This window comes from Pseudoalteromonas shioyasakiensis, assembly GCF_024518675.1.
Lineage (GTDB): Bacteria > Pseudomonadota > Gammaproteobacteria > Enterobacterales > Alteromonadaceae > Pseudoalteromonas > Pseudoalteromonas shioyasakiensis_B.
The window spans coordinates 418,199-429,663 of sequence record NZ_JANIGL010000001.1 but is presented as its reverse complement, the minus strand read 5'-3'; the positions used below and the strand labels follow the sequence as shown (position 1 = coordinate 429,663).

Below are 11,465 nucleotides of genomic sequence, written 5' to 3'. Positions count from 1 at the left end.
GTACAAGTGAAAATAAAAAATTTATTAGACAAAAACTGGGTTTTATTAATTATATCTTTATTACTGGGCGGCATAGCTGCATGGTCTGTTGGGCAGTATATAGAGTCAAAAGAAGATGAGTTAAGAACGCACTATTCAAAGAGTGACGTTGTAAAGGTTCCCGTTATTGTTGTAACAAGGCCATTAACTAAAGGTACAGTTATTGATAAAGGATCTGTAGCGGTACGAGAAATCCCAACAGATTACCTACCTGCAGGAAGCATACACCCTAGCAAATTCGCTGAGATTGATGGCCAAATGTTGCTTGAGGATGTATCTACTGGACAGCCTTTATTAACAGCATATTTGCCAGGAAAAGGATTACAGCAGTTTTCTGATATTTTAACTGAAGGGCGAAGAGCCGTCACAATACAAATAGATGAAACTAATTCAACGGCAGGCTTATTAGTTGCCGGTGATAAAGTTGATTTGTATTTATTATCAGAAAAAAAGCAAGATAAACCGCAGTTAGACTTATTAATTGAAAGAGTGAATGTGCTTGCAACAGGGCAAATTACAGTTGATAAACACAGAGATGTTGTTGATGAAGTATATAATGATCCAACAAATTACAGCACTGTAACGTTAGACGTTTCGGTATTAAATGCAGCTAGAGTTAGCCTTGCTAAAGAGCATGGAAAATTTGTTGCATTATTAAGAAATAGAGAAGATAAAAAAATAGTAACTGATCGTCTCATAGATTCATCATCACTGTTCAAATCATCAGCGCGAGAAGATGAAGTTGAAATGATCTTTGGCGGCTCGGGTGCTGTTGCGCAATCAGTTACAACCTATATAAACAAATCAAACAAGACTGAACTTGCTTCAGAATCAAATAATAAATTATAAAAATAGTAGTAAAGGAATACATTTATGTATCGTGTAATTAAGTACTGCATTATCGCTTTGATATTTTTTTCATCTAAATCTTACGCACTTATGTCGAGTGATATAGAAATGAAAGTTGGAACCTTAAATTTACTCCCTATTGAGGACGTTAAAAGAATAGCTGTTGCAAAGCCTGGAGTTGTTAGTGCGAAAGTGATTGATAATAAAAGTGTGCTGCTTATTGCTGAGTCAGCGGGTGAGACACAGTTACAAATATGGGATAAAAATGACAATAAAGGTAGGCTAAATATAACAGTTAGTTTAATAGATAATTCAGCCTTAGTTGATAAAGTAAAAGAGCTAATAACAGGTCTACCAGGGTTATCAGTGAGAGAAGTCGGTGGCTTAGTTGTATTAGAAGGCACTGTAGATAAAGCCACTTCAGCAAAAGTAGACAATATAGCAAAGCTTGTTCCAAATTTAACGTCTTTGGTAACAACGAAAGATCTTGAAGTAAAGCAAATGATCCGTATGGATGTAAATATTGTTGAAATAGGTAAAAAAACGCTTAAAAATTTGGGTGTTAAATGGGGTTCTACTGCTGCGGGTCCTGCTTTTGGTGCTGTAAGTAATTGGACAAGTAATGATTTATTTTCAGTTTACTCACCAAGTGCTGTATCAGACTCAATAGTTGATCAAATTGGTGATGTTTTAATAGGCTCAAATAGTTTTTCACACTTTGGTATCGTCACAGGGCTTACTTCACAAATACAGCTTTTATCAGAGCAAGGTGACGCTAGAATGTTAGCCCAGCCTACACTCAGTACACGTAGTGGCGAAAAGGCAAGATTTTTAGCCGGTGGCGAAATACCAATTCCTTTACTTTCAGCCGATGGTGCACCAAATGTTGAATTTAAAGAGTATGGTATTAAGCTAGAGATTGAACCTGTATCTGATAGCGAAGGTAATATTGTATCGTATGTTAGTGCAGAAGTAAGTTCTGTAGACCCATCAGTTCAAGTCCTTGGTATACCTGGCTTTAAAACACGTGAAACTGAGTCGGTAGTTAATGTTAAAAATGGCGATACAATAGTCATATCAGGCTTAGTTTCAAGTGAAATGTCTAAAGCAGTAAATAAAGTCCCCTTTTTAGGCTCTATCCCTGTTCTTGGTGAATTATTTAAATCCAGAGATTTTGCTGATAATAAAACTGAACTGGTGATTTTAGTTACACCTCACATAGTCTCTTTACAAGGTGAAAGCCATAAAAACAGGCTTAAGCGTGCCCGCGATATGATAGATGAAGCACAAAAGCTTGAAGCTTTCTACATCTTAGACTAAGGATAGCACTATGTTTGATGTAATTGTCCAAACCGCCAAAGGCACACCGGTAAATAGAATAAAATGCAATGAAAAAACCTGTGTTATTGGTAAAGATAAACACCACAAGGTGAGCTTACATGGCTTTAAAGTATCAAAAGAGCACGCAAAACTTTACCTAAATGATGAGGGTATCTTTTTAGAAGACCGAGCAAGCCGTACTGGTACTCAGGTCAATGGTAATAAGGTAGAATCAGCTGGACCTTTAACTGAAACGGATTTAATAGAAATTGGTGGCTACCATATTAGAGTTGAACTTAACGAAAATTTTGACTCATTAAAGAAAAAAGAACCTGAAAAAAAGCAAGCTAAGCTGGATGCTGAAGTAACCTTTGATGATTTAACACCACAAAGCAGCCAGTCTGTTGAAGTACATAACGAAGCCAGTGATGAGGAAATTAAAACCCGTAAAAGGATAAAAAAACGCAATGAACTCAGAAAAGAAGTCCACAAAGAGTTAATTAAACAAATAGATCTTCGCCGAGTCAACGTATCAGAGATGTCAGATGAAGAGCTTAGAACGCAAAGTAAAGTGCTCATTGAGTCAATCATATTCAAGCTACAAATACCGGTAAATGTAGATTTTGATGAGCTTTGTAAAGAGGTTCTAGATGAAACCATCGGACTTGGGCCGCTTGAAAATATAATAAGCGATCCAGATGTTTCAGAAATTATGGTTAACTCCCACGATGAAATTTTTTACGAAAAAGCCGGTAAGTTATTTTTATCTGACATTGCTTTTACAGATGACCAAGCAGTATTGAGTGCAATTGAACGAATAGTAACACCACTGGGTCGTCGAATTGATGAAGGTCAACCAATGGTTGATGCGCGTTTAAAAGATGGCTCCCGTGTAAATGCTATTATTCCGCCTTTAGCGTTAAAAGGGCCTTGCATCACTATACGTAAATTTATGGCAAAAAAGCTTGAAGCCGAAGATTTAGTGAATTTTGGTTCGATGTCTCCAGCTATGGTTAAATTTTTGCAAATGACCGTAGTGAATAAACGTAATGTGGTTATTTCAGGGGGCACCGGCTCAGGTAAAACAACATTGCTTAACGTTTTATCTAATTTTATTCCAGATGACGAACGCATCATTACTGTTGAAGATGCCGCTGAATTAAAGCTCTATCAACCTAACTTAGTCTCTTTAGAAGCAAGGCCCCCTAATCAAGAGGGTAAGGGCGCTGTAGAGATTCGTGATTTAGTAAAGAACTGCCTACGTATGCGCCCTGATAGAATTGTAGTTGGTGAGTGCCGTGGTGGTGAAGCACTTGATATGCTTCAAGCGATGAATACAGGCCATGACGGTTCACTAACAACAGCTCATGCCAACACCCCGCGAGACTGTATATCCCGTCTAGAAGTTATGGTTATGATGGCTGGAATGGATTTACCTATCCAAGCAATACGGGAACAAATTGGTTCAGCAGTTAATATGATTGTTCAGCAATCACGCTTTAGTGATGGCTCACGGCGAGTTACTTCCATTTGTGAAGTAACAGGTGTTGAAGGTAATGTACTTCAGCTTTCTGAAATATTTAAATTTAAGCAAACAGGTTACGGTTCAGACGGAAAGGTACAAGGTGATTACTTGCCTACAGGTATGATCCCTGAATTTTACGAAAAACTTCGTGAAAGAGGCGTTGATGTTGACCTAGGTATTTTTAAAACAGGTTCAGATCATGAGTAGTATAGTAATAATGACGTTAGTTGGGTTAACCGTAACCTTACTTATTTATGGTGGCAACTTTGTATCGCGAGAACTTGCGCAAAAATACCGAGAAACATTTACTCATGCTGCCAAAGTAAACCTATCAGACATGTTTTTATTTATAGAGCCACAAAAACTCTTTATTTTAAACATGGTAGGCATGCTTGTATTTTTCTTAGTGGTTTGGGCTTACTCAGGTGCGGTTTTATTGGCCATTATATTGGTGAGCATAGTTGCTTTTTTACCGCCTTATTTTTATAAATATTTACAAAAGCGTAGACGTAAATTGTTTATAAAGCAGTTGCCTGATGCATTAAATATGGTGTGTGCCTCGATGCGCTCAGGATCAAGTCTAACCAATGCGTTAGAAGCCATGGCACAGGAACAAGCTGCGCCAATTAGCCAAGAGTTTTCGTTGTTTTTAAGAGAGCAGCGCCTAGGTGTAGATTTTAATGATGGCTTAAATAACATGCTAACGCGTATCCCTGAGCTTGACTTCAAATTAGTGGTTTCTGGCATGCAAATTTCTAAGGAAATTGGGGGGAATCTTGCAGAAACCCTTGAAAGGCTGGCGGACACACTCAGACGAAAACTAGAAATGGAAGGTAAAATAGATGCATTAACAGGGCAAGGTAAAATGCAAGGCATAGTGATGACCGCCTTACCCATATTTATAGGCTTTATTTTGTACCACATGGAGCCTATACACATGATGCGACTTTTTACAGAGCCAATGGGGTGGGCTGTTTGCGCAGTGACCGCAATAATGCTTTATGTTGGCTATATATTTATCCGTAAAATCGTAAATATAGATGTATAGGTGAATAGATGCTTTTAATATTACTAACCGCAGGCTTGTCACTATTTTTACTTTTTTATAGTGCTTATAAAATTAAACAAGGGCTCACTGAAGATACACGTGACTTTATGGATCCTCTGCCTCCATCATTAAAATTAATATGGCCATTTGTTCGTTTAGCTGCATTTTACATTGGCGAACGTCTACCTATTGACTACCTAGAGAAAACAGGAAAAAAACTACAAATTTCAGGGCTCTCTTATGTATTAACTGCTGAAGAGTATTTTGGTGTAAGAATTGTATCTGCACTTTGTTGTACCGCGTTTACGCTTTTAGTGTGTGCCATGCTTGATGCAGTTACGTTTATGGCTTTAGTTTACGGTGCTATATTTGGCTACTTTTTACCGTTGTTAACACTTAACGACCTTAAAAAGAAGCGTCAACTGGCAATAGTAAAGTCACTCCCTGTTTACCTGGATTTTATAACCATGTCGGTAGAAGCCGGGTTAAACTTAACAGGTGGCCTTAGCCAAGCGGTTGACAAAGGACCTGAAGGGCCTTTGAAAGTCGAATTTGGTAAAGTGCTTAGAGACTTAAGAGCCGGCGTTAATAAAGTTGATGCGTTTAGAGCAATGGCAGAGCGTGTACAAACTTCCGAAGTAAACAACCTTGTTAGTGCTCTAGCACAAGCCGAAAAAACGGGGGCAAGCCTAGGGTCAACCTTAAGAATACAATCTGATCAACGCCGTGTAGAGCGTTTTCAACGTGCGGAGAAAAAAGCACTTGAAGCACCAGTAAAACTGGTATTTCCACTAATCATGTTTATTTTCCCTGTTACGTTTATGATTCTGTTTTTCCCAATAGTAATGAAGTTTATGTATGACCTGTAGCGTATTTAATCATCAACTAAAAACAACAGCAGGGCACACCGTTTGTAATTTATTTATTGCAAATACTTGGTGGTTACGTTTAAGAGGGTTGCTGGGCAGAACGCTTAGTGAAAATGATGGATTACTGATTACGCCGTGTAACTCAGTGCATATGTTGGGTATGCGATACGCCATAGACGTTATTTATTTAAATAAGCAAAACACGATCATAAAAATTGTAAAAAATTTACGCCCCTGGCAATTTAGTGCGTGCGGTAAAGCATGCAAAGTCATTGAGTTATCAATAAAAAATGGTAATACAAAAACACTCAAAGTTGGCGACAACTTAATAATAGAATAACTGAGAAGTTCATGAAAACTATATATATCGCATTACTCATTTTACTTTTTTCTGGTTGTAGTAGCTCACCACAACAAGAACCAGAATCAAAAGTAAACCTGGTTGAAATTGAAAATAGAGCTGAAGCTGCCTATTTGGCAGGGCACTTAGATATGGCAGAAGGCTTATATAGGCAATTAATTAAATTAAAAGATAACTACCCCCCAGCGTGGTTTAGGCTCGGTAATATTTATACCCGAACTAACCGTTTAGACGCTGCAATTAGTGCCTATCAACGCTGCATTCAATTAGATGTAGAGCACGATAAAGCTTGGTATAACTTGGCTATTGCCAGAATGCGACAAGCAACAGAGGTTTTAATAGAAGCGCAAAAACACCTTGAAGAGAACTCAGCTGGTAAAGCACAAATGGATGAGCTTTTTATTCAATTAATGCGCCTACAAACCGGTAAAAAAGAGTAGGGAATAGTGAGTGTGAGTAAGCAAAAAAGGAGTTTACAAAAGCAGCAAGGGCAATCAATGGTGGAGTTTTCAATAACCCTGCCATTTTTAGCGCCGTTGGTGTTAGTGCTTATCATGTTGCTTATACAATGGGTATTGATATACAAAGATAAAATAACCCTAAATGCCGCAACATTTGATGCAGCGCGTGCTGGGGCACTAAACCATGGCAGCATGTCTAAAATGCAAAGTGCACTTGCACAAGGAATGATGCCATTATTTATGGTTGACTCAGGCGATGATCCAAATGGACTTGATGTAGCTGCCGCTTTTGCAAAATCTAAAGCACATACCGCAATCGCCTCTAACATCACGGTGCTTAATCCTACAAGTGATGTGTTTAATAAGTTTAAACAACGTAGGCGCTATAAAGACGGACCCACAGTTTACGAAATACCGAACGACAACTTGATGTACAGAAACCCACAGGTTGAAACGATATCAACGGACAAAAAACTTAATATACAAGATGCCAACTTACTACAAATAGAAGTTGATTGGTGTAAACGCCTAGAGGTGCCATTAGCTAATTGGTTAATAGGTAAAATTATAACCTTAACGGACGTTGACCCCGATCCAACCTCAGATAAATTTGTAAATTATGTACCAAACCAAGAGCAACTAACATGCTCAGCACTAGGCGCCGCCACATCATCGACCGGTGAAACACGTTACAGCGGTTATTATATTACTATTAAATCTTATGCATTAATCCGAATGCAAACGCCATATCGGATGTAAAGGATAGAACACAGTTAAAGGAAAAGGATATGAAAGCAAAGCAACTTTTAATACTGCTTCTAACAGGCACATTAAGCTTTACGCTCGTAGGGTGTAACGAGCCACTAGAAGACAACACAACCGAAAACCCAGTCGAGCCAGATAATGGTAATGGCGGTGGAGACGACGGCTCAGGTGATGGTGGAGATGACGGCTCAGGTGATGATGGTGATGACGGTTCAGGTGACGGCGGCGAACCTATTGAATACGTGGGTACCTGGGAAAACAAAGATGAAGACGGCGATGGCGTGCCTGATGAACAAGATGATTATCCGTTTGATGCGAGTAAAACCACAATTACTATCGTCCAAGAAGAAGAGTTTAATAATAACGTTGCCGAAGCAAACCCAGTTGGGAGTATACCTTTTAAAGCTACAGGCGGTATTTCTGAAAATGTCGATATTGATGATTTTAAATTTAATATCTCTAGCGCAATGCTAGTTGAAGACTTTTCAGTGACGTTTGTTCTTTTTAAAGATGATAAGCGTTTTACACCGTCTTTAACCATCATTAATAATAATGGCGATGTTATTTCTTCTATACCAACAAACATCGAGCATGTCGGTAAAGTAGGTCAAGCTATCACTTTCTCACCTAAGCAAGCGGGTGAATTTAACTTAAGTATTACCGATAGAAACAACTTAGGTGCAGATAGCTTTACGTATACAGTACATGCATTTATTGATATAGACAAAGATGCCGTTCCTACAAACAAAGAGCTTGCTTTGGGAATGAACCATCTCGGGCAACATACCGATGATGACAAAATACCCGATGGAAATGAGTATCATATTTATACAGTTAACTTCAGCTTTAGTCATGATGTAGACAGCGATGGTATTCCAAACTGGCTTGATTTAGACAGTGATGATGATGGTATTACTGATGATATAGAATCAACCTACGATTTAGATGGCGATAAAAAACCAGCCTTTATAGACTTAGATAGTGACAATAATGCAGTTTTAGATTCAGAAGAATTAAACTTAGTTGAGTTTATCCGTTATGATCTAGATGGTGATGGCATCCCTAATTTTTTAGATACTGACGATGATGGCGACTTTTTGTTTGATGTAAACGATCCGCAGCCACTAGAAAAATTAGTTGATATAAATAACTTATACCCATCAAATACCCCAGTCATAAGTTCTGCAACATATTCTCATAGTGACCAAGCAGTATTTATTAACAAAGTTAGGCCTTTTTATCCTGCTAATTTAAACGCAGAAAACCTAAAAGGTAATGCGGCACATTTGGTAATGTTAAAAGGGGATGACAAAGAGCCAGTCGTTAATTTACCAGTGGCGATTACGTCAGAAAATAAAATTGAATTTGTTATACCTAACTACCCAAAGATTGCCCTAGGTGGTGAACCAATTACATTTTTTCTAGCTATAGATGACTATAAAACCAATAGTATTGATGCCACATTACTACATCCAAAAACACCAATTATTACAGACATCCCATCTAGAAATGTAGTCGAAGGTGACGAGGCTTTAATAATCGGTGAAAACTTAGAGAGTGGTACTTCATTAGTCTTTGCAGATGGCCCGACAATCCAGTTAGATTATATAGACGATACAAGTGCTAGTTTTATTGTGCCTGAAAATATTGGAACCGGTTCGTTTAGCTTACAAAATGTATTTGGGGAAAGTAATTATTCGAGTGTATCAATAAGCAAAAATCTCGAAGTGAATATAGATGTACCTTCTTACCTCAACGTTGAGGGAACATTTTTTTTGAGTGGTTTAGACAAAGACTTTTCAGATATCAGTGAAATAAAAAATGAATCGGTAATCGTTTCTCCGAGCATTCAATATATTACTTTATTTTGGAATAACACTAGATTTTTACAAGTTTTTCTTTCCGGTGATGACGAAGTAACACTAACGGTGGAAAGTACAATTATCTCACACGTTCTAAATGCTTATACATTTATTAATAAGATTGAAAATTATGATTTGTTACTTAATGAAATGTTGCAAAACCCATCATTTATTGAATTTAAGCAATGGTACATTGATGGTTTAGAGAGTGATAATATAAGGGGGTTTTTAGAAGATGAATCTTACCAAATTGTTACCAAAGCAGCTGTTGTGGCAGATGAGTTAAGTAAATCACAAAATGAAACTCTAGATCAAAGTAAACGTAGCCATGTAAAGCTTTTAAACAGGCTGAAATATACACCGGCGACTGTAGAATCTAGTTCAAGTGAAGATCAAAGGCCTACAATTTCACCAGACGAAATCCAAAGCGGTATAAGGTTAGAACCAACACAAAAAGGTATTTTAGACTTATTTGATTATGATGGATTTTCAGAGTTGCAAAATAGCTCACCTATGTACTTGAGTGCTGCAGTCTATAAAATGAATGATGAATTAGTTGTTTCAGAACAACCGGAGGTTGGTTTGGATCCATCAGATAAAGATAATAAGAAACCAAAAACATATTCACATATTACATCATTTATAGACCGTGACATGGTTGCCCCAACTGATTATCGAGTTTTTGCCGTTTCTTTGTGGTCTAAAGATATATTTCTAAAAGCATGCCAATACCAAAATTGCTTAGTAGAAGTCATTACCCCAGGCATTAGAAATAATCCAACTACTGATAGCGATAAGTTACAAGTTTCAAAGAACCTATTTATAAAAAATTTAGTGGATGCAATTATTTTACCAACTTTTTCGTATGTAACAGAACTTGCAGCAAAGAAAAATAATTTAAAAGATCCAATCGATCCTAAAGGTTACATTATAAGTGAAGAAGATCGAGGGACTGCAGGGGAAATGCTCATTACCATTATCTGGAAAGCCTTACCAGGAATAGCTGACTCTATTGATGATGCTTTTCTCGATGGGGAAGTTACTATCGAAGAGCGAAGAGATATTGTTTTAGAAATACACAAAATGATGGATAATGAGCAAAAGTCTATTTTGCTGTTAAAGCCTGGCCCAGTTCTTTCTGCGATTGTTGAATATTATGGATACGGGTTATCTGCTTTCTTAAATGATTTAAAAGAGAAGGTAGCAAAAGAAATAGCAATAGCCTTTGCGCCTGGAATTGGTCAAGCTCTTAAAGTTTATGATGGGTTAGCTCTATTAAGTGGCGGCGCTAATTTAGCTGAAAATTGGTATGATTTTATAAATATGGACATGGTGTATGAATTCCGAATTAACTGGGGTTTGAAAATTTTAAAACTAAGCCCAGGTATTATATCTAAAGATAACTTTATGCCGGCTTTAACCATTACCGGTATTGGCTTATGCCCGCAAACATCTGCTTTTAATTCTCCGATATACCCAGTAATAAACTACAAAGATACTACGACAGGTAAAGTAGAAGAGGTAATTATTAGAAATAGAGGATCATTAGATAATTCTTATACGCCTAATGCAGCATGCAATGAAGTAATTGTATATATCCCGCAAGAAATAATTACTCAGGCTACCTTAGACTCTAAGATTGAGGTAGAGGTGGTTTTTGACGATAATATAGCTAATTCAGCCCAGCAAAATAGCTCACCTAAATACTTAACATTTGCAGATGGTTTAAAAATTGACAAAATCAATCCAGATCCAGCACTTACTGAACAGCTTGTTACAATAACGGGAGTAGGGTTTGATACTACTGAATTAACAAACAATGAGGTGTATTTCACCTCAGAAAATGGCGAACTTTTAAAAAGTGATGTCCTATCAGGCGACAACACACAAATTAAAGTAAAAGTACCTAACGGCGCTGTAACAGGGCCTGTTACTGTTAAAGTAGGTGATGATGAAGATTCAAGTGCTATAGTAATTTCTGAATCCACAATTACTTTTACTTTTGGTGATAACGGTAATGTAATTGACGATAGTTTTCAGGTAAGTGTAGACGGTGAAATAATTGATGAAACCACCCCAGGACAAAGAAAGAAGACTAATACATTAACAACTGAGTTGGGTGAGCATGATATTACAATTACAGGTATAACGGTTCCAGACCAAAGAGCAACTTACTATATTTGTTTTTCAAACAATGTTGATGTGATTTCTGGCCAAACTAATGGCAAAATTGACTTTGCTGTAGGTACCCAATTCTCTAAAAACTTAAAAATAAAGGTGAACAATACACCAACCTCCAATCCAGTAGGTTGTAAGTTTTTTGATAACTCTGTTGGTGTTTATTCCACGTTAACAATTGATTAGAT

The 11,465-nt window shown here is 37.3% G+C and carries 9 protein-coding genes; all 9 read left to right on the top strand.

Annotated elements, in window-relative coordinates; genetic code table 11:
* Positions 1-6: 6 nt before the first annotated feature.
* Genes cpaB through NQT69_RS01830 form a run of 9 tightly spaced genes read left to right on the top strand, consistent with a single transcriptional unit; the run spans position 7 to position 11,463 of the window.
* Complete coding sequence (gene cpaB, locus NQT69_RS01870) at positions 7-888, top strand: Flp pilus assembly protein CpaB (protein WP_256826012.1); 882 nt, start codon at positions 7-9, stop codon at positions 886-888.
* A 24-nt stretch (positions 889-912) separates the two neighbouring features.
* On the top strand, positions 913-2,208 hold the full coding sequence (locus NQT69_RS01865; protein WP_256826011.1) for a type II and III secretion system protein family protein: 1,296 nt from the start codon (positions 913-915) through the stop codon (positions 2,206-2,208).
* A gap of 10 nt (positions 2,209-2,218) precedes the next feature.
* A complete protein-coding gene (locus NQT69_RS01860; RefSeq protein WP_256826010.1) occupies positions 2,219-3,940 on the top strand; it encodes an ATPase, T2SS/T4P/T4SS family in 1,722 nt (573 codons plus the stop codon).
* Entirely contained in the window at positions 3,933-4,781 is an 849-nt protein-coding gene (locus NQT69_RS01855; RefSeq protein ID WP_256826009.1) for a type II secretion system F family protein, read from the top strand. The genes NQT69_RS01860 and NQT69_RS01855 overlap by 8 nt, the downstream gene beginning before the upstream one ends.
* 8 nt (positions 4,782-4,789) lie before the next feature.
* On the top strand, positions 4,790-5,650 hold the full coding sequence (locus NQT69_RS01850) for a type II secretion system F family protein (RefSeq protein ID WP_256826008.1): 861 nt from the start codon (positions 4,790-4,792) through the stop codon (positions 5,648-5,650).
* Positions 5,640-5,990, top strand: a complete 351-nt coding sequence (locus NQT69_RS01845; RefSeq protein ID WP_256826007.1) for a DUF192 domain-containing protein — start codon at positions 5,640-5,642, stop codon at positions 5,988-5,990. Before NQT69_RS01850 ends, NQT69_RS01845 begins: the two co-directional genes overlap by 11 nt.
* A gap of 11 nt (positions 5,991-6,001) precedes the next feature.
* Positions 6,002-6,451, top strand: a complete 450-nt coding sequence (locus NQT69_RS01840; protein WP_256826006.1) for a tetratricopeptide repeat protein — start codon at positions 6,002-6,004, stop codon at positions 6,449-6,451.
* A gap of 12 nt (positions 6,452-6,463) precedes the next feature.
* Positions 6,464-7,231 (top strand): TadE/TadG family type IV pilus assembly protein, encoded by a 768-nt coding sequence (locus NQT69_RS01835; RefSeq protein ID WP_256826005.1) that lies wholly within the window; start codon positions 6,464-6,466, stop codon positions 7,229-7,231.
* Between the two features lie 29 nt (positions 7,232-7,260).
* Entirely contained in the window at positions 7,261-11,463 is a 4,203-nt protein-coding gene (locus NQT69_RS01830) for an IPT/TIG domain-containing protein (RefSeq protein ID WP_256826004.1), read from the top strand.
* Positions 11,464-11,465: the final 2 nt, after the last annotated feature.